We start from the raw sequence: 26252 nt of genomic DNA, 5'->3' as shown, positions 1-26252 counted from the left end.
CCCTAGCCAAGGAAGCAGATACATGAGCACCAGTGCCGCACAGCAAGGCCGGAACCAGAACGGCGAATACAACATTCTCGACAGCATCATCGCCGAGACCCGCCTGAGCCCGGACGACGAGGCCTACGACATCGCCAAGCGCGGCGTCTCCGCCTTCATCGAGGAATTGCTCAAGCCGCAGAACGACGGCGAGCCGGTGAAGAAGGCGATGGTCGACCGGATGATCGCCGAGATCGACGCCAAGCTCAGCACGCAGATGGACGAGATTCTCCATCATCCCGATTTCCAGGCGCTGGAGTCGGCCTGGCGCGGCCTGCAACTGCTGGTCGACCGCACCAACTTCCGCGAGAACATCAAGATCGAGATTCTCAGCGTTTCCAAGCAGGACCTGCTGGACGATTTCGAGGACTCGCCCGAGGTGATGCAGTCCGGCCTGTACAAGCACATCTACACCGCCGAATACGGCCAGTTCGGTGGCCAGCCGGTCGGCGCCATCATCGCCAACTACTACATGTCGCCCAGTTCGCCCGACGTCAAGCTGATGCAATACGTCTCCAGCGTGGCCTGCATGGCCCATGCGCCATTCGTGGCGGCCGCCGGTCCGAAGTTCTTCGGCCTGGAAAGCTTCACCGGCCTGCCGGACCTGAAGGACCTGAAGGATCATTTCGAAGGCCCGCAGTTCGCCAAGTGGCAGAGCTTCCGCCAGTCCGAGGATTCCCGCTACGTGGCGCTGACCGTACCGCGCTTCCTGCTGCGCACGCCCTACGATCCGGAAGAGAATCCGGTCAAGTCGTTCGCCTACAAGGAGACCGTGGCCAACAGCCACGAGCATTACCTGTGGGGCAACACCGCCTATGCCTTCGGCACCAAGCTGACCGACAGCTTCGCCAAGTATCGCTGGTGCCCGAACATCATCGGGCCGCAGAGCGGCGGTGCGGTAGAGGACCTGCCGTTGCACCACTTCGAGAGCATGGGCGAGATCGAGACCAAGATCCCCACCGAGGTGCTGGTGTCCGATCGCCGCGAGTACGAACTGGCCGAGGAAGGCTTCATTTCCCTGACCATGCGCAAGGGCAGCGACAACGCCGCGTTCTTCTCCGCCAGCTCGGTGCAGAAGCCGAAGTTCTTCGGCATCAGCGCCGAAGGCAAGGCCGCGGAGCTGAACTACAAGCTCGGCACCCAGTTGCCGTACATGATGATCGTCAACCGCCTGGCCCATTACCTGAAGGTCCTGCAACGCGAACAGCTGGGGTCGTGGAAGGAGCGTACCGACCTCGAGCTGGAGCTGAACAAGTGGATCCGCCAGTACGTCGCCGACCAGGAAAACCCCAGCGCCGAAGTGCGCGGCCGTCGCCCGCTGCGCGCTGCACAGATCATCGTCAGTGACGTCGAGGGCGAGCCGGGCTGGTACCGCGTCAGCCTGAACGTGCGCCCGCACTTCAAGTACATGGGGGCGGACTTCACCCTGTCGCTGGTCGGCAAGCTGGACAAAGAGTAAGCGGAGCTTTCCATGACCGGATACGGCAGCCTGTTCGAGCGCCTGAACGGCGACGCGGATAAGCGCGTCGGCTGGAGCCGCGAGGTTTCCGCCATGGCGTCGGTGGCTGCCCATCTGGGCAAGATGCTCAGCACCCGGGCGGGCAGCGTGCAGACGCTGTCCGACTACGGGTTGCCCGATCTCAACGACATGCGCCTGAGCCTGCACGACTCCCTGAGCCAGGCCCGCTCGGCCATCGAAGGTTTCATCGAGGCTTACGAACCGCGCTTGAGCGACGTGCGTGTCGTTTCCCTGCCACGCGACAACGACCAGCTCCGCCTGGCCTTCAGCATCGAAGGCTTGCTGGAGGTGGGAGGTTTCAAGCGCCAGGTGAGTTTTTCCGCATGCCTGGATGGCAGCGGCCAGGTGAAGGTCAGCTAAGGAGGTTTCGATGTCCGGCAAACCCGCAGCCCGCGTTTCCGATCCCACCGCTTGTCCGCTCCCCGGGCACGGCAGCAATCCCATCGGCGTCGGTTCCGCCGACGTGTTCTTCGACGGCCTCGCGGCGGCCCGCCAGGGTGACGCCTCGGCCTGGCGCTGTACCGCTTCGATGCCTGGTTCGTCCATGAGGTCTTCTGAGATGGGCGCGAATCGGGTCGATTACGGAAAGACAACGGACACCGTGGGTTTCCGATCTTCAGGCCAGAAATGTCATTGCGGTTTTGGCGGCAGCGGTCAGACGACTGCCATCAGTGAAACGATATCCAGCAGGTAAGCCGTGTCCTTCAATCATTACTACCAGAGCGAACTCACCGCACTGCGCCAGCTGGGGCGCCGTTTCGCCGAGCGTAGCCCGGCCCTGGCCCCGTTTCTCGGGCAGGTCGGACGCGATCCGGATGTCGAGCGCCTGCTCGAGGGCTTTGCCTTCCTGACCGGGCGGTTGCGGCAGAAGCTGGACGACGAGTTGCCGGAACTCAGCCACTCGATGATGCACCTGCTGTGGCCGAACTATATGCGCCCGCTGCCGGCTTTCAGCATTCTCCAGTTCGACCCCCTGACCCGCCCGGGCGGGGCGCTGCGCGTGGAGCGCGATACGCCGGTCGAGAGCCGGCCGGTGGGCGAGGTCGCCTGTCGCTTCCGTACCTGCTACGCCACCGAAGTCCTGCCGCTGGTGCTGGAGGCGCTCAACTATTCGGTGACCGGCGAGGGTGCGCTGCTCGGCCTGCGCCTGGCGATGAGCTGCGACGGGCATCTCGGCGAGCTGGGCCTGAGTCGGCTGCGCCTGCACCTGGCCGGCGAGCGCTACATCAGCCAGATGCTCTACCTGTGCCTGCTGCGCAACCTGGAGAGCATCCAGCTGATTCCGCTGGACGCCCATGGGCGGCCGCTGGATGGCGTGGCCGGCAAGCCGATGTCGTTCCGCCTGACGGGCGAGCGGGTGCAGCCGGTGGGGTTCGCCGAAGACGAGGCGTTGATTCCCTATCCGCTGAATACCTTCCGTGGCTATCGCTACCTGCAGGAATACTTCGCGTTCCAGGACAAGTTCCTGTTCGTCGACGTGGATGGCCTTGACCTGCTCGGCGCTCTGCCCGAGGAAACCCTCAAGCAGGTCCGCGGCCTCGAGTTGCGCTTCGATATCCGCAAGAGCGGCATCCAGCGCCTGCACCCGACGCTGGAGAACGTCAAGCTGTACTGTACGCCGGTGGCCAACCTGTTCCGCCACGATGCGCTGCCGATCCGCCTAGACGGCAAGCAGGACGAATACCTGCTGATGCCGGCCGAATACAGCCTGGAGGACTGCGGGGTGTTCTCGGTAGAGGGCGTCACCGGCTGGCGGCCGGGCGGGCTCGGCTACCAGGCCTACGTACCGTTCGAGTCCTTCGAGCACGATCCCAGCTTCGACGTCCCGGAAGCACGGCCCCACTACAGCGTCCGGCAACGGACCTCGTTGCTGCACGATGGCCTGGACACCTACCTGAGCTTCGGCATCCGCCATCCCGAGCAGATCGAGACGCTGTCGGTGGAACTGACCTGCACCAACCAGAACCTGCCCCAACGGCTGCGCCTGGGCGATATCTGCGTCGCCTGCGAAGGCACGCCGGAGTTCCTCGGTTTCCGCAATATCACCCCGCCGACGCCGAGCTACGCGCCGCCGCTGAACCGCGATTTCCTCTGGAAACTGATCAGCAACATGTCGCTCAACTACCTGTCGCTGGCCAACGTCGACGCGCTCAAGGTGATCCTCGAAACCTACGACCTGCCGCGCTACTACGACCAGCATGCGGCGAAGGTCAGCAAGCGCCTGCTGGGCGGGCTCAAGTCGGTCCGCCACGAGCATGTCGACCGCCTGCATCGGGGCCTGCCGCTGCGCGGCTTGCGTACCGAGCTGACGATCGATCCGGAAGGCTACATCGGCGAGGGCGACCTGTTCGTGTTCGCTTCGGTTCTGAACGAATTTTTCGCGCTTTACGCCAGCATCAACTCCTACCACGAGTTGCGGGTGAGGAGCACACAGGGAGACGTGTACCAATGGAAACCGCGCATGGGTTTGCAGCCCCTGCTGTAAGCGCGCTGGCCCGGGGCATTCGCGAGTACTCGCTGTTCCAGGCGGTCCTGCTGGTCATGGATCGCCTGCGTCAGGAATATCCCGGCCTGGGAGACGAGGCGCTCTACGATCAGTTGGAATTCCAGGCCAATCCTAGCCTCGGTTTCCCGGGCAGCGATGTCGATCGGGTGGAGTTCTTCGAAGAGCGCGGCATGCTGCGGGCGCGGCTGCGTTTCAACCTGATCGGCTTGTTCGGTGCCAGTTCGCCGTTGCCGGCGTTCTACAGCGAGCAGGCTCTGGGCGACAGCGAGGAGGGCAATCCTACGCGGAACTTCCTCGATCTCTTCCATCACCGCCTGCATCGGCTGCTGTTGCCGATCTGGCGCAAGTACCGCTACCGGGTGAGCTTCCAGAGCGGCGCGAGCGATGCGTTCTCCGCTCAGTTGTTCGCCCTCGTCGGATTGGGCGGGGAAGAGATCCGCAAGGCCAGGGAACTGAACTGGAAACGCCTGCTGCCCTACCTGGGCCTGCTCAGCCTGCGGGCGCACTCGGCGGCCTTGATCGAGTCGGTGCTGCGCTACTACTTCAAGCATGCCGAACTGGTCGCCGAGCAGTGTATCGAACGGCGCGTCGCGATCCTCGAAGAGCAGCGCAACCGGCTCGGCCTGTTCAACAGCCAGCTTGGCGAAGACGCGGTGCTGGGCGAACGGGTCCGCGACCGCAGCGGCAAGTTCCGCATTCATATCCGCCAGCTCGACTGGCAGCGCTTCCACGAGTTCCTGCCGATCGGTCCCGGCTACCAGCCGCTTTGCGCGCTGGTTCGCTTCACCCTGCGCGACCCGCTCGACTACGACATCCGGCTGGTCTTGCGCCACGAGGAAATCCGTGAGTTCCGCATCGGCGCGCAGAACGCCTGCCGCCTTGGCTGGACCAGTTGGCTGGGCCGGGAGCGTGCGGATGGCGTGGTGACGCTGGGCAGCAAGATTCATTAAGGATGGATGAGCATGATCAACGTAGACCTGCAACAACTGATTCAGGCGCTGGATGCCGACACCCGGCGCGACCTCGAAGGCTCGGCCGAGCGCTGCGTAGCCCGTGGCGGCAGCAAGGTACTGGTGGAGGACCTGTTGCTGGGCCTGCTGGAGCGTCCCCAGGGACTGCTGGCGCGCGCCCTGCAGGATGCCGCGGTGGACGCCGGCGAACTCAACGCCGCGTTGCAAGCGCGGGGCGAGCATAGTGCCTCGCGCAATCCGGTGTTCGCGCCCGAGCTGGTGCAGTGGCTGCAGGATGCGCTGTTGCTGGCCAACCTCGAACTGGGCCGTAGCCAGATCGACCAGGCGGCATTGATCCTGGCCCTGCTACGCAACCCGTTGCGCTATGCCGGCAGCCGCTACCAGCCGCTGCTGGCGCGGCTCGACATCGAGCGGTTGAAGGATTTCGCGCTCTCGCAGCCGCTGGAGGGCGCGCCCAGCGGCAAGCCGGGCGGCGGCGAGTCCCTGTTGCAGCGTTTCACCCACAACCTTACCCAGCAGGCGCGCGACGGCAAGCTCGATCCGGTGCTCTGTCGCGACGGGGCTATTCGCCAGATGGTCGACATCCTGGCCCGTCGGCGGAAAAACAACCCCATCGTGGTCGGCGAGGCCGGCGTCGGCAAGACCGCCATCGTCGAAGGCCTGGCCTCGCGGATCGCCGCAGGGGAAGTGCCGCCGGCGCTGAGGGACGTCGAGCTGTTGTCCCTCGACATGGGCCTGTTGCAGGCCGGTGCCAGCGTGAAGGGCGAGTTCGAGCGGCGCCTGAAAGGCGTCATCGACGAAGTGAAGGCAGCGCTCAGGCCGACCATCCTGTTCATCGACGAGGCCCATACGCTTATCGGCGCGGGCGGTCAGGCCGGCGGCTCGGATGCCGCCAACCTGCTAAAGCCGGCCCTGGCACGTGGCGAGTTGCGCACCATCGCGGCGACGACCTGGGCCGAATACAAGAAGTATTTCGAGAAGGACCCGGCGCTGGCCCGGCGCTTCCAGCCCGTGCAGTTGCATGAGCCGAGCGTTGCCGAGGCGGTGACGATCCTGCGTGGCCTGGCCCGGGTTTACGAGGAAAGCCACGGTATCTACCTGCGCGACGACGCGGTGGTGGCCGCCGCCGAACTGTCCGCCCGCTACCTGGCGGGTCGCCAGTTGCCGGACAAGGCCGTCGACGTCCTCGACACCGCCTGTGCGCGGGTGCGCATCAGCCTGGCGGCGGCGCCGGAGAGCCTCGAGCGCCTGCGCGGCGAGCTGGCCGAAGGCGAGCGCCAGCGCCAGGCCCTGCGCCGCGATGCCGAGGCAGGCCTGCCGATCGACCACGATACCCTGCAGGCGCTGGAGGAGCGCCTGGCCCAGGCGGAAAGCGAGCGGCACGTACAGGAGGACCAGTGGAGCCGCCAGCGCGAACTCGCCGAGCGCCTGCTCGCCCTGCGCCAGCAATTGGCCAGGGCCCGCGAGGCGAACCGGGAAGAGCAGGGCGGCGAGGCGGACGCGGAGACTTTCCCGGCCGACGAGCATGGCGGTGTCGAAGCCCTGGAAAAGGCCCTTCACGAAACCCGCCAGGCGCTCGTCGATGCCCAGGCCCAGGGGCGGCTGGTCAGCTTCGAGGTCTGCCCGCGCCTGGTTGCCGAGGTGATCGGCGCCTGGACCGGCGTACCGGTGGAACAACTGGCGCGGGAACACAACGCCAAGGTGATGGGGTTCGCCGACGACCTGCGGGCGCGGATCCGTGGCCAGGAACAGGCGGTCAGCGCCCTGGACCGCGCGATGCGCGCCACCGCGGCCGGGCTGAACAAGCCCGATGCGCCGGTCGGCGTGTTCCTGCTGGTGGGCCCGAGCGGGGTGGGCAAGACCGAGACCGCGCTGGCGCTGGCCGACCTGCTGTATGGCGGCGAGCGTTTCATCACCACCATCAACATGTCCGAGTTCCAGGAGAAGCACACCGTCTCGCGCCTGATCGGCGCGCCGCCCGGCTATGTCGGCTATGGCGAGGGTGGCATGCTCACCGAGGCGGTACGCCAGAAGCCCTATTCGGTGATATTGCTGGACGAGGTGGAGAAGGCCGATCCGGACGTGCTCAACCTGTTCTACCAGATCTTCGACAAGGGCGTGGCCAACGATGGCGAAGGGCGCGAGATCGATTTCCGCAATACCTTGATCCTGATGACCTCCAACCTCGCCAGCGAGCACATCGCCGCGCTTTGCCAGGACGGCGCGCGGCCTTCCGCCGAACTCCTGGAGGAAACCATCCGGCCGGCGCTCAGCCGGCATTTCAAGCCGGCGCTGCTGGCGCGCATGCGCGTGGTGCCTTACTACCCGGTGGGCGGCCCGGTACTGCGCGAGCTGATCGAGATCAAGCTGCAACGCCTCGGCGAGCGCCTGGCGCGCCGTCAACTGGCTTTCGACTACAGCCAGGCGCTGGTGGGCCACCTGGCCGAGCGTTGCACCCAGAGCGACAGCGGCGCACGGTTGATCGACCACCTGCTGGACACGCACCTGCTGCCGCTGGTGGCCGACCGTTTGCTGGAAGCGATGGCGCGCGACGAGCGTCTCGAGCGGGTCCATGCGACGCTGGGCGAGCACGGCCGCGTGCTCTGCGAGTTCGCCTGAGGTGGGTGCGATGTTCAGCCGCGTACCGCAACCCCTGGCCTTCGCCGAAGCCCTGCTCGCTCAGTTCGGCGCGCTGTCGCGGGAAACCGACGCCGCGGCCCTGCTGGGCGGTTTCGCACGCGCAGTCGGCGAACTCAGCGGCTGCGAGCTGAGCCAGTTGTATCTGCTCGACCAGACCCATACCGCGCTCACCCTCAACGCCGAATGCCGGGACGGCCTGTTGCAGGCGCTGGAGCCGTCGAGCCTGCCGGCGGACTACACCGGCGAGCAGTTGCTGCAGTTCGCCCTGTGCCAGAACCGCGTGGTCAGTCTCGTCGACCTGCCGTCGCGGCTGCACGAGACCGGCTTCCTGCCGGCAGGGGAGCAGCCCTGGCTGTCCCTGCTCTGCGTTCCGCTGGTGAGCCCGGAGAAAACGGTCGAGGGCATGGTGGTCTGCGCTACCCGGCGCCCACTGGACCTGCAGGGATTCGCCCATCCACTGGGCCAGCTGGGCTCGTTCGTGCTGGCCCAGCTGCATCTGCTGCAACGCCTCTCGCAACCCTCCGGCGAGCCGCAGGGACCGTCCAGCGCACCGGTGGTCAGCGGCTACGGGCTGATCGGCAGGAGCGCGGCGATGCGTGAGACCTGCCGCCTGATCAGCAAGGTCCTGCACAACCCCTATACCGTGTTGCTGCAGGGCGAGACCGGCACCGGCAAGGAGGTGGTCGCACGGGCGATCCACGAGTACGGCCCGCGGCGTGCACAGGCGTTCGTGGTGCAGAACTGCGCGGCGTTTCCGGAAAACCTGCTGGAAAGCGAGCTGTTCGGCTACCGCAAGGGCGCCTTTACCGGTGCCGAGCGCGATCGTCCCGGGTTGTTCGATGCCGCGGATGGCGGAACCCTGCTGCTCGACGAAATCGGCGACATGCCCCTCTCGCTCCAGGCCAAGCTGTTGCGCGTGTTGCAGGAAGGCGAGATTCGCCCGCTCGGCGGCAACGACACGCACAAGGTCGATGTACGCATCATCGCCGCTACCCACCGTGACCTCGCCCTGCTGGTACGCGATGGCAAGTTCCGCGAAGACCTCTACTACCGGCTGGCGCAGTTTCCCATCGAGTTGCCGCCGTTGCGCCAGCGCGAGGGCGACGCCCTCGAACTGGCCCGGCATTTCGCCGAGCGCGCCTGCGTGTTCCTGCGCCGCGCGCCGCTGGGCTGGTCCGCGGAAGCGCTGGAACTGCTCGACGGCTATGGCTTTCCCGGCAACGTTCGGGAGCTGAAGGGACTGGTGGAATGCGCGGTACTGCTCTGCGAAGGCGAGATGCTGCTGGCCGAACACTTTTCCCTGCGCGCGCCCCCGGAAGCGGAGGCGCCGCTCAAGCTGCGCGAGCATCTGGAGCAGATCGAACGGGACCTGCTGCTCGCCTGCCTGCGCAGGAACGCTGGCAACCAGACCCTCGCCGCGCGCGAACTGGGTCTGCCGCGACGAACCCTGATCTATCGCATGGGACGCCTGAACATTCATTTCGGCGATCCCCGGACCTGAAGCCCATGATCGAGATTTCCTTCCAACCAGCCCAGCCGGGCGCGCGCCTGGAGCGCGGCGTCCGCGGCCCTTCCATGGAGACTCCCTGATGCCTGTTCGTCACTGGCCCGCCGTGCTTCTGGCCTTGGCCGTCCTCTGCGGCCTCTCCGGTTGCAGCGGCAACTACAAATTCAACGACGGCGACTATCGCCCGCTTGGCGATCCGCAGGCGGTCAATCGCGGCAAGTGACCGCAAGGAGCGATCTCATGGAACTGGTATTGGAAATGCTCAGCGCCAAGCAATTCGTACCGACGGAGCTATGCAGCAAGACCTTCGGCAGGAACGGCGGCCTCATCGGCCGCGGCGGTGAGTGCGATTGGGCGATTCCCGATCGCAAGCGGCACCTGTCCAAGCAGCATGCGCGGGTCAGCTATCGCAACGGCGCGTTCTACCTGACCGACACCAGCAGCAACGGCATCCGCGCCGGCAACGGCAGCCGCCTGCCGCATGGCGAGCCGCAGCGCATCGAGCAGGACAGCGTCTTCCTGCTCGGCGACTTCGAGATCCGCGCGCGGTTGCTGCGCGAGCCCGACGAGCTCGCCATGGACGTCGGGCGGCCGCAGCCGGCGGGCAGCATCATTCCGGACGATGCCTTCCTGGCCCTCGATCCGTTGCAGGCGCTCGACCAGGACGGTGCAGATGCCTACGAACTCGACGACCTGAGCGCGATCGCCCAGCCCAGCCAGGAGGCCGGGGCGCGTGCGGACTACGCGCGGATCGACATGGAAAGCCTGGTCGTACCGGAGCTGGTGCCCGCCCCGGCGGCTCCGCAGGAACCCGTGGAAAGTCCGCGTCCGGGTCGCGACGAAGCCTTCTGGCAGCGTTTCGGCCAGGCCCTGGGAATGGACCTCGAAGGCCTCGACGGCGCTGCGCGCGAAGCGCTGGCGATCGACGCCGCCGGTTTGCTGCGGCAGTGCATCGGCGGCTTGCAGCAGAGCCTGCGGACCCGCAGCGAACTGAAGAACGAACTGCGCCTGTCGCTGAGCACGTTGCGCGATACCGGCAAGAATCCCTTGCGCTTCAGCGCCGATGCCAGCGAGGCGCTGGGGCATCTGCTACGGGATGGCAAGCCTGGCCAGTTGAGTGGCGAACAGGCCGTCGCACGCAGTTTCCGCGACCTCCAGGCGCACCAGGTGGCGCTGCTCGGCGCCAGCCGGGCGGCGGTGCGCGCGACCCTCGAGCATTTCTCGCCGCAGCAGCTGGCCCTGCGTTTCGAGCGCGACGGTCGCCGGCCGTTGCTGGCCACCTCGGGCAGCCGCTGGCGTGCCTACGGTCGCTACCACCAGTCGCTATGCCAGGACGACGATTGGAGCGAGCGTCTGTTGGCGCGTGATTTCGCCCAGGCCTACGAAGAGCAGGTTCGCCTGATTTCCACCCTCTACACCGAGCACCAAGGATGATCGCCATGTCTCGTCGCCCGATCCCGCCAGCCAGGGCGCTGGCCATGCTCGCCGTCCTGGCGCTGCTGGCCGGCTGTTCCACGCTGTCGCCGTATTCCAGACTGACCAAGCTCGACCTCGCCCTGAGCGCCGGCGAGCGGGTCAATCCCGACCTCAATGGCCGGCCGTCGCCGGTGGTAGTGCGGCTGTTCGAGCTGAAACACCCGGTGGCGTTCGAGAACGCCGACTTCTTCAGCCTCTACGAACGTCCCAAGGAGACCCTGGACCCCGACCTGGTGACCAGCGAGGAGCTGGAGCTGCGTCCCGGCGAGCGGGTCGAACTCAAGCTCAGCGTGGGGGAGGGGAGCCGCTACGTGGGCGTGCTCGCCGCCTACCGTGATCTCGGCGAGGCAAGCTGGCGCTACGTGGTGCCGGTCACGGCGAAAGAGCTGACCCGGGTAGAGCTGAAGCTGGGCCAGAAGGGCATCCTGAATGCCGGCGAACTGCTCGGCAAGGCGGGTGACGCGCGATGAACGTGCACAAGATCGTCTGGCAGGAAGGCATGCTGCTGCGCCCGCAGCACCTGCAACACAACGACCGCTACTACGACAACCAGATGAAGGCCCGGACCCAGTTGCTGGGCAGCTACAACTGGGGCTTCCTCGCCCTGGAGCTGGACCGCCAGTTCCTCAACATGGGCAAGCTGGTGATCAGCCAGGCCTCCGGCGTATTGCCCGACGGCAGCCTGTTCGAACTCGGCGGCAATACCGAGCCGCTCGCCCTCGACGTGCCGCCCAATACCTCGAACGTGCCGATCTACCTGGCCCTGCCGCTGGTCACCGGAAACCACATCGAGGCGCGTCGGCCGGAGCAGGCCGAGGTCCTGGCGCGCTATACCGCCTACGACCTGGAGGTGGCGGACTCCAACGCCGGCGAGGATTCCATGGTGCAGGTCAGCTGCGCGCGGCCGGATTTTCGCCTGCTGCTCGGCGAGCAGCAGAGCGACCAGGCCTACGTCAAACTGAAGGTGGCGGTGGTGCTGGATACCACGCCGGACGGGGTGATCAGCCTCGATCCCGACTTCGTGCCGAGCTACCTCCACGCCCACGCATCCGCCTACCTGCTGTCCTGCCTGAAGGAAGTGATCAGCATGCTCGGCCATCGCGGCGACACCATCGCCGAGCGTATCCGGTCCAATGGCAAGGTCGGCGGCGCGGAGGTCGGCGATTTCATGATGCTGCAACTGATCAATCGCACCGAGTTGCTGCTGCGCCACTACCTGGGATTGGAGCAGGTGCATCCGGAGCAGTTGTACCGGGTGCTGCTGACCATGCTCGGCGACCTCGCCACCTTCGGCAGCGAGAGCAAGCGTCCGCGCCTGGACAGCCGTTACCAGCACAGCGACCAGGGCGCCAGCTTCCGCAGGTTGATGGAGGCGATCCGCCAGGTCCTGTCGATGGTGCTCGAGCAGCATGCCATCGAACTGCCTCTCCAGGCCCGCCAGTACGGCATCCTGGTCTCGCCCCTGCACGACCACAAGCTGCTCGGCAGCGCCTCGTTCGTGCTCGCCGCCAGTGCCAATTGCGAGTCGGAGGAACTGCGCCAGCGGCTGCCCGCGCATCTCAAGGTGGGTGCGGTCGAGCACATTCGCCAACTGGTCAACCTGCACCTGCCGGGGATCCGGGTCAAGCCGCTGCCGGTGGCGCCGCGGCAGATCCCGTTCCACTCCAACAAGACCTATTTCATTCTCGAACCCAACGCCGAGGACATGGCCCAGCTGGAGCGCTCCGGCGGTTTCGCGTTCCATGTATCCGGCGAGTTCTCCGAGCTTGAACTGAAATTCTGGGCCATCAGGAACTGAACATGATCAAGGAAAGGGAATACCACGAGGACGAGAAGACCGTCCTCCTCGATCACCAGGGACAGGTACCGGCCCAGGGGCCGCTGACCGATTTCGCCGAACCGCCGCGCTTCGAGCAGCTCGAGGAGCGGATGATCTACGCGGCGCGCCTGCGTCCGGGCGAGGCCTTCAACGTCAGCCTGAACCCGCTGGTGGCGGCGGCTTCCGAACTGCTTTCGGAAGTGGTCCGGCTCAAGCACAGCACCGTGCTGGAGAACCTTGCGGCGCTCAAGGAGCGGTTGACCTCCGCCATGAAGCTCTTCGAATTCCGCGCCGTGCAGGATGGCGTGGAAAACAGCCAGGTCATGGCGGCGCGCTACGTGCTGTGCACGGTGGTCGACGAGGCGGTGGTGACCACCCCGTGGGGCAACGAAAGCGAATGGTCGAAGATCAGCCTGCTGAGCAGCTTCCATAACGAGACCTTCGGCGGCGAGAAGTTCTTCCAGTTGCTCGACCGGCTGTCGAAGAACCCGGTCAAGCACCTGCCGATGCTGGAGCTGATGTACCTCTGCCTGGCCCTCGGCTTCGAGGGCAAGTACCGGGTGATGGCTCGCGGCGTGCTCGACCTGGACGGTATTTCCGATGCGCTCTACCGGCAGATCCGCCAGTTGCGCGGCGACGTGCCGCGCGAACTGTCGCCGCACTGGCAGGGGCTCAGCGACCAGCGTCGCGGCCTGGTGCGGATCGTGCCCTGGTGGATGGTGGCGCTGTTCACCCTGGTCTGCCTAGTGGTGATGTATTCGGGATTCGCCTGGGTTCTCGGCGAACAACGCGACACGGTGCTGCAGCCTTACCAGTCGCTCGATGCGGCGGCAGGACAGCCCGGTTCGTAAACACAGGGACGCGAAATGAAAAACTTCTTCAAGAAAGTCGGCGCCTTCCTGCGCAAGACGTGGGTCTGGACGCTGTTGCTGGCACTCCTGGCGGCATTGCTGGTGTGGTTCGTCGGGCCGCTGCTGGCGGTCGCCGACTACAAGTTCTGGGAAAGCCCGACCTCGCGGTTGCTGAGCATCAGCCTGATGTTCCTGGTCTGGGGGCTGGCGATGGTCTTCGTCAGCTGGCGCGCGGGAGTGCGGCGCAAGGCCGTCGAGGACAGCGACGAGGGCCAGGAGCGCCTGCGCCGCGACGGTCTGATCGAAGACGAACAGAAGGAATTGCGCAGCCGCTTCAAGGACGCCTTGCGCACCCTGAAGACCTCCAGCCTGTACCGCGGCCGCAGCGAGCGCTGGCGCAACGAGCTGCCCTGGTACCTGCTGATCGGCCCGCAGGGAAGCGGCAAGACCAGCCTGCTGGACTTTTCCGGACTGGAATTCCCGATCAACCGGATCGACCGCAAGCTGACCCGCGACACCGCCGGCACGCGCTACTGCGACTGGTACTTCGCCGACCACGGCGTCCTGATCGACACCGCCGGGCGCTACCTGACCCAAGCCGACGGCGAGGTCGACGGGGGCGCCTGGGCGACCCTGCTCGGCCTGTTGCGCAAGCGCCGCCGCGCACGGCCGCTGAATGGCGTGATGGTGTCGATTCCGGTGGAAACGTTGCTCAGCGACGACGAGATGGCGCTGGATACGCTGGCTCGCCAGGTGCGCGCGCGCCTGCAGGAAATCCAGCAGACCCTGCACCTCGATCTGCCGGTCTACCTGGTGCTGAGCAAGGCCGACCAGTTGCTCGGCTTCGACGAGTTCTTCGACCAGTTGAGCCGCGAGGAGAGCGACCAGGTTCTGGGCACCAGCTTCGGCAAGGAGCAGAACGGCACAGATGTGACGGTCCTGCGCCAGGCGTTCGAGGACCTTCTGCGACGCCTGAACAGCCAGGTGATCATGCGCATCCACCAGGAGCGCGATACCCTGCGTCGCGGTCGCATCCTCGACTTCCCGCACCAGCTTGGCCAGATCGGCGAGCGGTTGTGCCTGTTCGTCGAACTCGCCTTCACCGGCAACCGCTACCAGCGCGCCAGCCGCCTGCGCGGCTTCTACCTGACCAGCGCGCCGCACCTGGCCCAGCAGCTGGACGAGGACACCGCCGGCATCGGCGCCAACCTGGGGATCGCCAGCGGCCTGCTGCCGACCCTGCGCAACGGGCGCTCGCGCTTCATCCATCACCTGCTGAGCCAGGTGATCTTCCCCGAGGCCAACCTGGCAGGTCTCGATCGCCGCGAACGCACGCGCATCCACTGGGGCCAGCGAGCCCTGTACGTCGGTTCGCTGGCGCTCCTTCTGCTATTCGGCCTGCTCTGGGCTGGCGGTTTCTCGGCCAACCACGAGCGCCTGGAGCGGGTCCGCGAGCTGGCGCAGCAATGGGCCCAGCAGCGCCAGGCGCTTGGCGAGCGCGAAGACGCCATGGCGGCGCTGAAGACGCTGGATAGCAGCTATGCGGCGACCACCGTGTTTCCGCCCAAAGGGGAAGTCTCGCTGCACGAGCGCGCCGGGCTGTACCAGGGCAACGAGGTCAACCCGCCGCTGGCCGCGGCCTATCGCCGCGAGCTGGAGACGCAACTGCTGCCGCGCGTGGCACGGATGCTCGAAGCGCAGATCCGCGGCAACATGCAGAATCGCGAACGCCTGCTCAACAGCCTGCGGGCCTACCTGATGCTGAATCTGCGCGAGCGCCGCGAGAGCGGATGGCTCAAGGACTGGGTGGCTACCGACTGGTCGCAGCGCTATGCCGGCAACGGCACCGTGCAGAATGGCCTGAACACGCATTTCGCCCGTCTGCTCGAGCAACCGTTCAGCTATCCGCTGAACGAGACCCTGGTGGCCCAGGCACGCCAGGTGCTGCGCAGCGAGTCCCTGGCCAACGTGGTCTACCGGGTGCTGCGCGAACAGGCGCGAAGCCTGCCCGAGTATCGCTTCGGCCAGCACCTGGGGCCGCAGGCCGGTCTGTTCGTCGGCACCGACTACGTGATCCCGGGCTTCTACACCCAGCAGGGCTACCAGCAGTACTTCGTGGTCCAGGGCGCCAGCCTGATCAACGACATCCTTCGCGACAACTGGGTCCTGGGCGAGGGCAGCGGGATCAGCGACATGGACCTGCGGCGCCTGATGGTCGAACTCGAGCAGTTGTATTTCCGCGACTACGCGAACTTCTGGAGCGAGGCGGTCGGACGCCTGGGCCTGCTGCCGTTCAACGATGCCGGCGAGGGCGCCGACCAGGTTTCCGGGCTGCTCGCCGCCAACTCGCCGATCCTCCAGTTGTTGCTGGAGGTCCGTGAGAACACCCGTTTCCCGGTCCTGGCGGAGAGCGCCGAGGCGCTGGCAGAGGCCAGCGACAAGGCCGCGGAAAAGGGCGGCAAGCTGGGCAAGGCGGCCGCCGCGGCGGCCGGCAAGGCCAGGGACGCGTTGGCGAAGAACCTGCCGGATACCGCGAAGAAGTCCCTGCAACGCCGCTTCGAGCCCCTGCATCGCCTGCTCGACGATAACAACGGCCCGGCGGCCGACCTCACCCCGCTGTTGCAGGCGCTCAACGAGTTGCAGTTGCAACTCGCCGGACTGGCGCGCGCCAGCCAGCCGGAGCAGGCGGCTTTCGACATGGCGAAGAGCCGCATGGGCGGCCAGCGCGATGCCCTGAGCAACCTGCGCAACGCCTCCGCGCGACTGCCGCGACCGCTCGGCGGATGGTTCAGCGTGCTGGCCGAAGACGCCTGGCGGCTGGTCCTCGGCGATGCCTACCTGTACCTCAACCAGCGCTACCAGAGCGAGCTGTACGGTTTCTACAGCAAGGCGATCAACAAGCGCTACCCGTTCAACGCGCACAGCGCCAGCGATGTCGCGGTCAGCGATTTCCGCGAGTTCTTCAAGGCGCAGGGCGTCGCCGAACGCTTCTTCGAAACCTACATGCGGCCCTTCGTCAGCGGCGACCCGGGCAGTTACCGCCTGCGCAGCGTGGACGGTTACAGCCTGCCGATGTCCAAGGTCTATCTCGACCAGATGGGCACGGCCCAGGTGATCCGCCAGAGCTTCTTCGCCGAGAACCCGGCCGAGCCACAGGTGCGCTTCCGCCTGGAGCCCTATACCCTCGATCCTGGCGTCAGCCGCGCCGAGTTCCGTTTCGACGGTCAGTCCATGGAGTACCGCCACGGCCCGATCGTGCCGATGTCGTTCAAGTGGCCCAGCGACGCCGACGGCGGCCGCACCAGCCTGGTGCTGGAGAAGATGGCCGGACGACCGGTGGGAATCGAACGCAATACCGGGCCCTGGTCGCTGTTCAGGCTGTTCGACCTGATGCAGACCGAGTACCTCAGCGGGCGTGACGTGATGGTGCTCAAGGCCGACCTGGGCGGCCTGCGCGCCAACTACCTGCTGCTCGCCCAGCGCACGCCGAATCCGTTCGATCTCGCGGTCCTGCGCAGCTTCCGCATGCCGGTGCAGCTCTGATGCAACGCACCGAGCCCTGGCGCAGCGCGGCGCGCACGGATCGCGGCAAGGTCCGCGCGCGCAACGAGGATGCCTTCCTGGACTGCCCGGATCGCGGGCTCTGGGCGGTCGCCGATGGCATGGGCGGGCACCAGGCCGGCGACCTGGCCAGCCGGATGATCGTCACCAGCCTGGCGGAACTGCCGGCCCGGGCGGGATTCGACGAGCGCCTGAACGCGATGCGCCAGTGCCTGCACTGGCTCAACCGGCGCCTGGGCGAGGAACTCACCCTCAGCGCCGAACGCGGCGACAGGATCATCGGCAGTACGGTGGTGGCGCTGGTCGTGGAGGGTTCGCGGGCGGCCTGCGTGTGGGTCGGCGACAGTCGCTGCTACCTGTGGCGCGGCCAGCGGCTGTACCAGCTGTCCCGCGACCACTCGCTGTTGCAGCGACTGGTCGACGAACGGCGGATGGATATCGAGCAGGCCCGCGCCTATCCCTCGGCGCGCGCGCTGACCCGTGCCGTCGGCGCCAGCGAACAACTGGTGCTGGACGTGTTGGAACTGGAGGTGCATCCCGGGGATGTCTTCCTGCTCTGCAGCGACGGGCTCTACGAAGAGCTGAGCGCCGATGCGCTGGGTCGCGCGTTGAGCCTGGCATCGCCGCAGGTGGCGGTGGAGCGGCTGTTCGACGGTGCCCTGAGCGGCGCCGCACGGGACAACCTGACGGCAGTGGTGATCCGCCAATGAACGAACCGCTGTCGTCGCTGGAGCTGCTGCCGGAGGAGGAGGGCGGCGCGAACCTGACCTATTTCGCCTTCGCCGCCCCGACCGCCTCGGCGCCGGACCTGCCGGCGGTGTTGCCCGGTCCGCTGCCGGACGTTCTTTCCGGGCGCTACCGTCTGGAGCGGATGCTCGGCGCCGGCGGCATGGGGACGGTCTACCGTGCCCGGGACCTGCTCCATGAGCAGTTCGGCGACCCGGCGCCGCTGGTAGCGCTGAAGCTGCTCAACGAGTCGGTCGCCGAGTCACCCGACGCCAGCGCCTTGCTCTATAGCGAGTTCGCCCTGACCCGGCGCTTGCGCCATCCGAACGTCGTGCGTCTGTTCACCTTCGACGTCGACACCGCATGCCAGCGCGCCTACATCGTCATGGAACTCATGCCTGGCCTGCCGCTCGACCGCCTGCTCTGCGAGCGTCCCGAAGGCCTGCCCTGGTCCGAGCTGAGCGCGATCGCCCGGCCGTTGCTGGATGTTCTGGCCTACGTCCACGAACAAGGAGTACTGCATGGCGACCTGAAGCCGAGCAACGTGATGCTCGGCGAAGAGGGCGTGCGGCTCTTCGACTTCGGCCTCGGCCAGGCGCAGGCAGGCATCCTGGATGGCCTGCCGCAGCTCAGCCGGGGCCGCATCGACGCCTGGACTCCGGGCTACGCCGCTCCCGAACTGCTCGAGGGCGCGCCATTGTCGCCGGCGGCCGACCTGTATGCGCTGGCCTGCGTCCTCTACGAACTGGCCGACGGTCGCCATCCGTTCCGCCGCCTGCCCTCGAACCAGGCCCGGGAGCAGGGGCTGGAGCGCCAGCTGCGCGCGCCCGGACACCTGCCTCGGCGCTGCTGGCCGGCGCTGCGTACCGCCCTGAGCCTCGACCCCGAACGGCGCTGCATCGGCGTCCGCGAATTGCAGGAAGCGCTGGGCGCGCGGCGTTCCTGGCTGGCCGGCGTTCTTGCCCGTTGAGCCGGCGGCGCTCGGTTTGCAGGACCTCTACGGCCGCTCTCCGCAAGCGCTCCGCAGGGCGATACGATTGCCTTCGCTGTCCCTGATCTCGGCGATGAACACGCCGTCGCCAAGCGGCGTCTTCGGGAAGAGGATTTCGCTGCCTTCGCCGAGGGCCCGGGCAATGACGGCATCCAGGTCCGCGACATTCAGGTAGATGATCGCCCCATGTAGCGTAGGCACGTAGACGTCGCCCTCGGCGAGTGCGCCGCTGGCACCGTCACGGCCTTCCTCGAAGGGGAAATGCGCCATTCTGCTTCCGTGCAGGGTGGCTACCTCGCCGAACGCCACTCCGAACACCGAGGCGTAGAAACGCATCGCCCTCCCCAGGTCGGACACCGGTATTTCCACGTGCGCGATCAGGTTCATTTCCTTCCTGTCCTGTCGGGACCACTGGTGACGCCGCTTTCCGGCGACGATGGCGGATGTTCAGCCGCGCGAAACCGAGCGGATCGAGCGGGCATGCCGCCGCGAGGGGGGCGAATGAATTCATGCGAAATTCATTAACATCTTGTCCCGCTTGACCGGCGTCAATACCCGTACTGCGTCACAAAAATACCCTGGCCCCAGGCCGTTCGGAAAGGCCGTTCGCTGTTCGCTTGGGGGAAGTCATCATGGCGCATCTGGTCTGGCAGGATGACCTGAATACCGGTATTCAGGTCATCGACAATCAACACAAACGCATCGTCGAGATGATCAATCACCTGCACGACGCCCAGCAAGGCAAGGAACACGCGGCGATCGCCGAGGTGATCGAGGAGCTGGTGGACTACACGCTGTCGCACTTCGCCTTCGAGGAAACCCTGATGGAGGATGCCGGCTACCAGTTTTCCCGGGCGCACAAGAAGATCCACGAGCTGTTCATCCGCCGGGTCTCCGAATACCGGGTGCGCTTCCAGGCCGGCGAGGATGTCGGCGATGAACTCAAGGGCTTGCTCTCGCGCTGGCTGTTCAACCACATCCGCAACGACGACGCCGGATATGTGGATGCGGTACGCCACAGCATGTCCGAACTGGTCAAGGACAAGAGCGAGGGCGGTTGGTTGTCGCGCTCGATGAAGCGCTTCTTCGGCTGATCGCCGGGGAAGGAAACGCAAAACCGGCCCAGTGGGGCCGGTTCTTTCGCCAGCGGACCTGGCCTCAGCGGATCAGGCTGAGGAATTCGCTGCGGGTGGCGGCGTTGTCGCGGAATTCGCCGAGCATCACCGAAGTGACCATGGACGAGTTCTGCTTTTCCACGCCGCGCATCATCATGCACATGTGCTGGGCCTGGATCACCACCGCGACGCCGAGGGCGCCGGTGACCTGCTGGACCGCCTCGGCGATCTGCCGGCTCATGTTCTCCTGGATCTGCAGGCGGCGGGCGTACATGTCGACGATCCGCGCGACCTTCGACAGGCCGAGCACCTTGCCGTTCGGGATATAGGCCACGTGGGCCTTGCCGATGAAGGGCAGCAGGTGGTGCTCGCAGAGCGAGTACAGCTCGATGTCCTTGACCAATACCATTTCGCTGTTGTCGGAGCTGAACAGGGCACCGTTGACGACTTCTTCCAGGCTCTGTTGGTAGCCGCGGCACAGGTACTTCATGGCCTTGGCGGCACGCTTGGGCGTGTCCAGCAGACCTTCGCGGTTAACGTCCTCGCCGAGCTGGGTGAGGATCGAGGAGTAGTGTTGTTCCAGGGACATGGGCGTTCCAGTCAGACGATTACCAGCGCGGAGGGTAGGACGTCGCCGGGCCGCTGGCAAGACTCGGCGCTTGCCGGCTACTCGTCGCGGCCTTCGAGCATGGTCCTGCGCAGCATCACGTAGACCGAGCCGGTGCCGCCGTGGCGTGGCAGGCAGGAGGTGAAACCGAGCACCTGCGGGTGCTGGCGCAACCAGGTATTGACGTGGCTTTTCACCAGCGGGCTGCGTCCGTCCTTGCGCGCGGCCTTGCCATGGGTCACGCGCACGCAGCGGATTTCCAGGCGGGTGGCCTCGGCAAGGAAGTCCCATAGCGTCTGCCGGGCCTTCTCCACGCTCATGCCGTGCAGGTCGAGGCTACCGTCGAAGGGCACCAGGCCCTGCTTGAGCTTGCGCAACTGGCTTTCCTGGACGCCGTCGCGGGCCCAGGACAGCTCGTCCTCGGGGCCGACGTCGATGACGAACTGGTCGGACAGGCCATCGACGCGGATTTCGTCGTTGCGCACGCTGGCATTGAGCTGGCGTTGCTTGAGTTGCTGGCGGTCGTTGCGAGGTTTGCCGGTATCGGCTCGATCGACCGAGATGCGCTTGACGCCGCGCATCTCGCTCTTGAACAGGGAAAAGTCGTCGTCTTGCATGGGAGCCTCCGCGAAGCGGCGCAGTTTACCGGATCGGCCGGACGCCGGCAGCCCGCTCAGTCGCGCTTTTTCATCAGGTTCGGCGACAGGCTCAGGTCGCTGTTGCGGCGGCTGCGGCGGCGGCTGAAACGCCAGAAGAACACGCCGAGGCAGAGCGACAGCAGGCCAAGGGCCAGCAAGACGCCGCCAGCGGCGGGTTCGATATGCAGCATGCCGACAGCCGGCTGGCGGCCGATCAAGGCCGAGGTGCCGGCCAGCGACAGCAGCACGCCCAGGCTCGCCACCAGGGCCGCGAACGCCGCCGCCAGGCGCCAGCGCCAGACTCTCGGCCGGCGCGGGCGCAGCCGGCGCGCATCGAAACTATCGGACAACTTCATCCCGACTTCCTCGTGTGTCATCGGGGCTAGGACCGGAACCTTCCTGCCGGGTTCCCGGATTCCCGGGAGCCGTGGGCAAACCGTGCGCCACTCGTCTTCTCGCCGCAAGCCATGGCCCTGCAGGCAGACTAGTCCTCCGCAGGGCGGGACGGGAGGGCGGCTGGATGGGCGGTCAGAGCAGTTCCCGGGCCTGGGCGACGATCGCCGCGAAGTTGTCGCCGAGGGCGGCGATCTCGGCGCGTTGCAGATCCGCGGCGCTCAGGACCCCGCCGTTCAGGGTGGGTATGTCGCGGGTGGCGCAGGCGCTATCGGCGAGGGTGCAGCGGTAGCCGTAGTCCTTGGCCGCGCGCACGGTGGTGCTGACGCTGGAATGGGTCATGAAGCCGCAGACGATCAGGTCGAGACGGCCGTGGTTCTGCAGCAGGTCGTGCAGCTCGGTGCCGGAGAAGGCATTGGGCAGGCGTTTCTCCACGACTTTTTCCCCGGCTTCCGGTTGCAGTTCCGGGAGGAACTGGCCGCGCGGCCCTTGCGGATCGAACAGGCCGCCCTGGATACCCAGGTGGCGTACATGCACGATGGGCGTACCGCTGGCGCGGGCCGCCTGCACCAGCACGCCGATCTCCGCGGCGGCGGCGTCGAGGCCTGGCAGGCGCAGGGCGCCGCTGCGGTACTCTTCCTGGGCATCGATGATCAGCAAGGTGCTCTGCCGAAGGGGGGCTGGCGGGTAGCCGCGTCCGCTGATCTGCAAAAGGGTGAGCGGATGAGGCATGTCACTACTCCTGAGAAGGCACATGCCTTTCATTCTGGCCCCTATCGGCGAGCCTGTGAACCTTTGCCGCATGCGCACTAAAGTGGTATGGACTTCCCGCGCTGGAGGCCAGCTCCGGCGCGATCGGCTAGAATGTCGCCCTTTTGTGCGTTGCGAGGAGCAATTCCGTCATGTCCGAGTCCCGTCTGCTCACCCTGCGCGACTACATCCGCTGGGCTGTCAGCCGTTTCCACGCCGCCGGCCTGTTCTTCGGTCACGGCACCGACAATGCCTGGGACGAGGCGCGCCACCTGGTTCTGGGCTCCCTGCACCTTCCCTGGGAAATTTCTGACAGCTACCTGGATTGCCGCCTGGAAGACGATGAACGCGCCGAGTTGGCGGAGATCCTCCGGCGGCGCATCGAGGAACGGATTCCGGCGGCCTACCTGCTGGGCGAAGCCTGGTTCTGCGGGATTCCATTCAGCGTCGACGAACGCGTGCTGGTGCCGCGCTCGCCTATCGCCGAACTTATCGAACAGCGCTTCGCGCCCTGGCTGCCGGCCGAGCCGGCGCGAATCCTCGACCTCTGCACCGGTTCCGGCTGCATCGGCATCGCCTGCGCCTATGCGTTCGAGCAGGCGGAGGTGGTGCTCGCCGACCTGTCCTTCGATGCGCTGGAGGTGGCCAACGTCAATATCGAGCGCCACGACCTCGGCGAGCGGGTCTACACCGTCCAGGGCGACGGTTTCGCCGGGCTTCCCGGCCAGCGCTTCGACCTGATCGTGTCCAATCCGCCCTACGTGGATGCCGAGGATTTCGCCGACATGCCGGCGGAGTTCCATCATGAGCCTGAACTCGGCCTGGCCTGCGGCGACGACGGCCTGGACCTGGTGCGACGGATGCTCGCCGAGGCGGCCGACCACCTCAGCGAGAAAGGCCTGCTGATCGTCGAGGTGGGCAACAGCGAGGTCCATGTGCAGGCGCTGTATCCGGAAGTGGACTTCACCTGGCTGGAGTTCGAGCACGGCGGCCACGGGGTGTTCATGCTGTCCGCCGCGCAGTGCCGCGAGCACCGGGAACTGTTCCGTTCGCGCTTGGAAAAGTGATCGGAGGCGGCTGGTGCCGCCGGTTCAGTGAGTGGCGATCCAGATCAGCAGGCCGGCCTGGAACACCGCGAAGGCGGTCAGGCAGGCGATGGTGAAGCGCAGGCTGGTGTCGTCGCGGCGGTAGTGGTTGATGCGCTGTTCCAGTTGGCGGATCTCCGCATCCTGGGCCTGCAGGGTCTGCTCGGCCTGTTCCAGCATCGCCGCGGCGTCCAGCAGCGGCACGATCTGCACCTTGTCCTTGTGCCAATCGCTGTGCAGCTCACTGACCCGGCCGGCGCTGTAGCGGGCCTTGAGCAACCGCTGGTCCTCATAGCTGACGTCGAAGCCCTGGGCGCGGATGAAATGGTCGCGGCGCAGGCGTGCGTCTTCGGTCAGGCCATCCTTCAGCGCCAGTGCGCCGCCTTCCACCTTGTAGTGGGCCCAGCGTCGTTGCGCCCAGGCGATCGCCTGGGCCAGCAGGAAGCGGCCCAGCCCGCGGTTCAAGGGTTCCAGGCTGAGCCCGGCGTCCGAACCGAAACGCACTTCCTTGTTGCGATGATCGGCCCAGACCTCCAGCAGGTTCTGCTCCTTGCGCAGCATCAGGCCTGGCACCTGGATGCTCAGGCGCAGCAGGCTCTGGTCCGCGCTGTGCCGTTCGACCCTGCCGAGCTGGACGAAGCGCAGGGGGCGGGCGCCGGTCGCGCGGTCGGTGGGCAGTGGCGCCAGGCGGAGCAGGCGGAAATGCTCCGGCGCCAGTTCGGCCCAGGGGTGCGGCGGTTTCTTCTCGGCTTCTTCTGCGGCCGGTTGGGTATCGCTATCGATCATCGGACATCCTCTGGCCGGCCGCCTTCACGGGCCGGCTTTCAGAACTTGTCGGCGCGGGAAGCGATTTCTGTAGCGGCTCAGCGGCCTTTTTCCGCCTCTGCGCCGCGCAGGATGAAGCGGCTGACCGCCTCGACCAGTTGCCGGGCCAGCGGCAGGTTCGGGTCGTTGTAGGCGGAAAGCTGCTGGAGACCGGTGCTCGGGGCGATCCGCAGGATGTGGTTCATGCCGTCGATGAGCACCAGTTGCGAGTCGGGCTTGGCTCGCTGGAGCGCCTCGGCGTCGGCGACGCCGACCTGGATGTCATTGCGGCCCTGGACGATCAGGGTCGGGATGCGCAGGCGGCCGAACGCGCGGGCCGGGTCTTCGCGGAACAGCGAGATCAGGTACGGCTGCACGCTGGGGCGGAGCAGGTTGGCGAGCGCCGGCGGGATATCGCCGCGGGTCTCGCCGGCCTTCAGCGAAGCCAGCACCGAGTCGGCCTGGCGCAGTTGCGCCGGCGGCAGGCGACCGCGCAGTTGCTCGCGCAGCACCCGGTCGATGGGTTGGCCGCTGCCGGCGATGGCGATCAATTCCTCGGCCGGCGTGCGAGGCGCCGCCAGGCTGGCGATCAGCGCGCCTTCGCTATGGCCGACCAGGATCAGCCGGGAGAAGCGCGGGTCGCGGGCCAGCCGCTCGCTCCAGGCGACCACGTCGTCGACATAGACGCCGACGCTGAGGTCTTCCTCGCGCGGCGCCGCCGCCAGGCTGCGGGCGACTCCACGCTTGTCGTAGCGCACGCTGGCGATTCCGCGTTCGGCCAGGGCCTCGGCGAGACGCAGTAGGTAGCGGTTGTTGCCGCCGAAGGGGTTGTTGCCGTCGCGGTCGGTGGGACCGGAGCCGGCGACCAGCAGGACCACCGGCGGCGGCACGGCGCTGCGCGGCAGCAGCAAGGAGCCGCGCAGCACGCCGTGCCCGGTGTCCAGGTCGTAGGGGCGGTGCAGGATGCTGTTGGGAGCGGCGTGGGCCAGGCTGGCGAGCAGGCAGAACAGGGCGAGGAGGGCGCGCGGCATGGAGGTCTTCATGGGCCGATGATAGCGCTTTGATCGCGTCCTCCGGGGAAGGTTCGCAGGCCCGTCCTTGACGGGTATACTCCGATGTCTTTCCCTCTCGTCCTCACGCGGAGCCTCGCATGTCCGGCAACACCTACGGCAAGCTCTTCACCGTCACCACCGCAGGCGAAAGCCACGGCCCGGCGCTGGTCGCCATCGTCGATGGGTGCCCCCCGGGGCTGGAACTGTCCGCCCGGGACCTGCAACGCGACCTCGACCGGCGCAAGCCCGGCACCAGCCGGCACACCACCCAGCGCCAGGAAGCCGACGAGGTGGAGATTCTTTCCGGGGTGTTCGAGGGCAAGACCACCGGCACGCCGATCGGCCTGCTGATCCGCAACACCGACCAGAAGTCCAAGGACTACTCGGCGATCAAGGACCTGTTCCGCCCGGCCCATGCCGACTACACCTACCACCACAAGTACGGCGTGCGCGACTACCGCGGCGGCGGCCGTTCCTCGGCGCGCGAGACCGCCATGCGTGTGGCCGCCGGGGCTATCGCCAAGAAATACCTGGCGGGCCTGGGCATTCAGGTGCGCGGCTACATGAGCCAGCTCGGGCCGATCGAGATTCCGTTCAGGAGCTGGGACAGCGTCGAGCAGAATGCCTTCTTCAGCCCCGACCCGGACAAGGTGCCGGAGCTGGAGGCCTACATGGACCAATTGCGCCGCGACCAGGATTCGGTCGGGGCGAAGATCACCGTGGTTGCCGAAGGCGTGCCGCCGGGCCTGGGCGAGCCGATCTTCGACCGCCTGGACGCCGAACTGGCGCATGCGCTGATGAGCATCAACGCGGTGAAGGGCGTGGAGATCGGCGCCGGCTTCGCCAGCATCGCCCAGCGCGGCACCGAGCACCGCGACGAACTGACCCCGCAAGGCTTCCTGTCGAACAATGCCGGCGGCATCCTCGGCGGGATCTCCTCCGGCCAGCCGATCGTCGCCCACCTGGCGCTGAAGCCGACCTCCAGCATCACCACTCCCGGGCGCTCGATCGATACCGCCGGCGAGCCGGTGGACATGATCACCAAGGGCCGTCACGACCCGTGCGTCGGCATCCGCGCCACGCCGATCGCCGAGGCGATGATGGCCATCGTCCTGCTCGACCAATTGCTGCGCCAGCGTGGGCAGAACGCCGACGTGCGCGTCGACACGCCGGTCCTGCCGCAGCTGTGAGGGCTGTGGCAG

The 26252-nt window shown here is 66.7% G+C and carries 24 protein-coding genes and 1 pseudogene; 18 read left to right on the top strand and 7 right to left on the bottom strand.

Annotated features, from left to right (window positions below; genetic code table 11):
- The first annotated feature begins 22 nt into the window (after positions 1 to 22).
- The 15 genes and pseudogenes from tssC to HMPREF3014_RS08685 all read left to right on the top strand — a co-directional run bounded on the left by tssC (position 23) and on the right by HMPREF3014_RS08685 (position 18585).
- Positions 23 to 1498: a type VI secretion system contractile sheath large subunit gene (gene tssC / locus HMPREF3014_RS08750; protein WP_003087596.1), complete on the top strand. Its 1476-nt coding sequence runs from the start codon at positions 23 to 25 to the stop codon at positions 1496 to 1498.
- Positions 1499 to 1510: 12 nt separating this feature from the next.
- On the top strand, positions 1511 to 1918 hold the full coding sequence (tssE, locus tag HMPREF3014_RS08745) for a type VI secretion system baseplate subunit TssE (protein ID WP_003120359.1): 408 nt from the start codon (positions 1511 to 1513) through the stop codon (positions 1916 to 1918).
- Positions 1919 to 1928: 10 nt separating this feature from the next.
- A pseudogene (locus HMPREF3014_RS34325) lies at positions 1929 to 2096 on the top strand (PAAR domain-containing protein); the annotation flags it as partial.
- 159 nt (positions 2097 to 2255) lie between these two features.
- Positions 2256 to 4043, top strand: a complete 1788-nt coding sequence (tssF, locus tag HMPREF3014_RS08740; protein ID WP_023087592.1) for a type VI secretion system baseplate subunit TssF — start codon at positions 2256 to 2258, stop codon at positions 4041 to 4043.
- Complete coding sequence (gene tssG, locus HMPREF3014_RS08735; protein WP_017002570.1) at positions 4007 to 5014, top strand: type VI secretion system baseplate subunit TssG; 1008 nt, start codon at positions 4007 to 4009, stop codon at positions 5012 to 5014. Before tssF ends, tssG begins: the two co-directional genes overlap by 37 nt.
- Before the next feature lie 6 nt (positions 5015 to 5020).
- The gene (gene tssH, locus HMPREF3014_RS08730) at positions 5021 to 7654 is read left to right on the top strand and encodes a type VI secretion system ATPase TssH (protein WP_017002572.1); all 2634 of its coding nucleotides are present in this window, start codon (positions 5021 to 5023) and stop codon (positions 7652 to 7654) included.
- A gap of 10 nt (positions 7655 to 7664) precedes the next feature.
- Positions 7665 to 9176 carry a sigma-54 interaction domain-containing protein gene (locus tag HMPREF3014_RS08725; RefSeq protein ID WP_012614303.1) on the top strand — a complete coding sequence of 504 codons (1512 nt, stop codon included), beginning with the start codon at positions 7665 to 7667 and terminating at the stop codon, positions 9174 to 9176.
- 88 nt (positions 9177 to 9264) lie between these two features.
- Positions 9265 to 9405 carry a hypothetical protein gene (locus tag HMPREF3014_RS08720; RefSeq protein ID WP_003117736.1) on the top strand — a complete coding sequence of 47 codons (141 nt, stop codon included), beginning with the start codon at positions 9265 to 9267 and terminating at the stop codon, positions 9403 to 9405.
- A 17-nt stretch (positions 9406 to 9422) separates the two neighbouring features.
- Entirely contained in the window at positions 9423 to 10616 is a 1194-nt protein-coding gene (gene tagH / locus HMPREF3014_RS08715) for a type VI secretion system-associated FHA domain protein TagH (protein ID WP_003160019.1), read from the top strand.
- 5 nt (positions 10617 to 10621) lie between these two features.
- Positions 10622 to 11128 (top strand): type VI secretion system lipoprotein TssJ, encoded by a 507-nt coding sequence (gene tssJ / locus HMPREF3014_RS08710; RefSeq protein ID WP_003122875.1) that lies wholly within the window; start codon positions 10622 to 10624, stop codon positions 11126 to 11128.
- Positions 11125 to 12456 carry a type VI secretion system baseplate subunit TssK gene (tssK, locus tag HMPREF3014_RS08705; protein WP_003097790.1) on the top strand — a complete coding sequence of 444 codons (1332 nt, stop codon included), beginning with the start codon at positions 11125 to 11127 and terminating at the stop codon, positions 12454 to 12456. The genes tssJ and tssK overlap by 4 nt, the downstream gene beginning before the upstream one ends.
- A gap of 2 nt (positions 12457 to 12458) precedes the next feature.
- Positions 12459 to 13328 carry a type IVB secretion system protein IcmH/DotU gene (gene icmH / locus HMPREF3014_RS08700; protein ID WP_003087622.1) on the top strand — a complete coding sequence of 290 codons (870 nt, stop codon included), beginning with the start codon at positions 12459 to 12461 and terminating at the stop codon, positions 13326 to 13328.
- Between the two features lie 15 nt (positions 13329 to 13343).
- Positions 13344 to 16871, top strand: a complete 3528-nt coding sequence (gene tssM / locus HMPREF3014_RS08695; protein WP_023087590.1) for a type VI secretion system membrane subunit TssM — start codon at positions 13344 to 13346, stop codon at positions 16869 to 16871.
- Positions 16871 to 17599 (top strand): PP2C family protein-serine/threonine phosphatase, encoded by a 729-nt coding sequence (locus HMPREF3014_RS08690; RefSeq protein WP_003087627.1) that lies wholly within the window; start codon positions 16871 to 16873, stop codon positions 17597 to 17599. Before tssM ends, HMPREF3014_RS08690 begins: the two co-directional genes overlap by 1 nt.
- On the top strand, positions 17596 to 18585 hold the full coding sequence (locus HMPREF3014_RS08685; RefSeq protein WP_003097784.1) for a serine/threonine-protein kinase: 990 nt from the start codon (positions 17596 to 17598) through the stop codon (positions 18583 to 18585). Before HMPREF3014_RS08690 ends, HMPREF3014_RS08685 begins: the two co-directional genes overlap by 4 nt.
- Before the next feature lie 27 nt (positions 18586 to 18612).
- Here HMPREF3014_RS08685 and HMPREF3014_RS08680 read toward each other — a convergent pair whose 3' ends face one another.
- Positions 18613 to 18993, bottom strand: coding sequence for a VOC family protein (locus HMPREF3014_RS08680; RefSeq protein ID WP_010794019.1), 381 nt, complete (start codon positions 18991 to 18993; stop codon positions 18613 to 18615).
- Positions 18994 to 19238: 245 nt separating this feature from the next.
- Between HMPREF3014_RS08680 and HMPREF3014_RS08675 the strand changes: the two genes are divergently transcribed.
- Positions 19239 to 19700: a bacteriohemerythrin gene (locus HMPREF3014_RS08675; protein ID WP_003087637.1), complete on the top strand. Its 462-nt coding sequence runs from the start codon at positions 19239 to 19241 to the stop codon at positions 19698 to 19700.
- Positions 19701 to 19764: 64 nt separating this feature from the next.
- Here HMPREF3014_RS08675 and folE read toward each other — a convergent pair whose 3' ends face one another.
- The 4 genes from folE to HMPREF3014_RS08655 form a co-directional block, all read right to left on the bottom strand.
- Positions 19765 to 20310 carry a GTP cyclohydrolase I FolE gene (folE, locus tag HMPREF3014_RS08670; protein ID WP_003087639.1) on the bottom strand — a complete coding sequence of 182 codons (546 nt, stop codon included), beginning with the start codon at positions 20308 to 20310 and terminating at the stop codon, positions 19765 to 19767.
- 77 nt (positions 20311 to 20387) lie between these two features.
- Positions 20388 to 20945, bottom strand: a complete 558-nt coding sequence (locus tag HMPREF3014_RS08665) for a Smr/MutS family protein (protein WP_003087642.1) — start codon at positions 20943 to 20945, stop codon at positions 20388 to 20390.
- A 56-nt stretch (positions 20946 to 21001) separates the two neighbouring features.
- Positions 21002 to 21322, bottom strand: a complete 321-nt coding sequence (locus HMPREF3014_RS08660) for a hypothetical protein (protein ID WP_003087644.1) — start codon at positions 21320 to 21322, stop codon at positions 21002 to 21004.
- 172 nt (positions 21323 to 21494) lie between these two features.
- On the bottom strand, positions 21495 to 22091 hold the full coding sequence (locus HMPREF3014_RS08655; RefSeq protein WP_003103179.1) for a cysteine hydrolase family protein: 597 nt from the start codon (positions 22089 to 22091) through the stop codon (positions 21495 to 21497).
- Positions 22092 to 22261: 170 nt separating this feature from the next.
- On the opposite strand from HMPREF3014_RS08655, the gene prmB reads away from it, so the two are divergent.
- Positions 22262 to 23176 (top strand): 50S ribosomal protein L3 N(5)-glutamine methyltransferase, encoded by a 915-nt coding sequence (prmB, locus tag HMPREF3014_RS08650; RefSeq protein ID WP_003087648.1) that lies wholly within the window; start codon positions 22262 to 22264, stop codon positions 23174 to 23176.
- 24 nt (positions 23177 to 23200) lie between these two features.
- On the opposite strand, the gene HMPREF3014_RS08645 is transcribed toward prmB, so the two are convergent.
- A complete protein-coding gene (locus HMPREF3014_RS08645; protein WP_003087649.1) occupies positions 23201 to 23980 on the bottom strand; it encodes a hypothetical protein in 780 nt (259 codons plus the stop codon).
- A 77-nt stretch (positions 23981 to 24057) separates the two neighbouring features.
- Positions 24058 to 25041: an alpha/beta hydrolase gene (locus HMPREF3014_RS08640; protein WP_004349090.1), complete on the bottom strand. Its 984-nt coding sequence runs from the start codon at positions 25039 to 25041 to the stop codon at positions 24058 to 24060.
- 107 nt (positions 25042 to 25148) lie between these two features.
- Here HMPREF3014_RS08640 and aroC point away from each other — a divergent pair, with 107 nt between their 5' ends.
- Positions 25149 to 26240, top strand: coding sequence for a chorismate synthase (gene aroC, locus HMPREF3014_RS08635; protein ID WP_003087653.1), 1092 nt, complete (start codon positions 25149 to 25151; stop codon positions 26238 to 26240).
- Positions 26241 to 26252: the final 12 nt, after the last annotated feature.

Origin of the sequence: Pseudomonas sp. HMSC065H01, assembly GCF_001815235.1 — a bacterium.
GTDB classification, from domain to species: domain Bacteria; phylum Pseudomonadota; class Gammaproteobacteria; order Pseudomonadales; family Pseudomonadaceae; genus Pseudomonas; species Pseudomonas aeruginosa.
The sequence above is the reverse complement of the archived record's forward strand: the minus strand, read 5'-3'. Positions and strand labels throughout refer to the sequence as shown.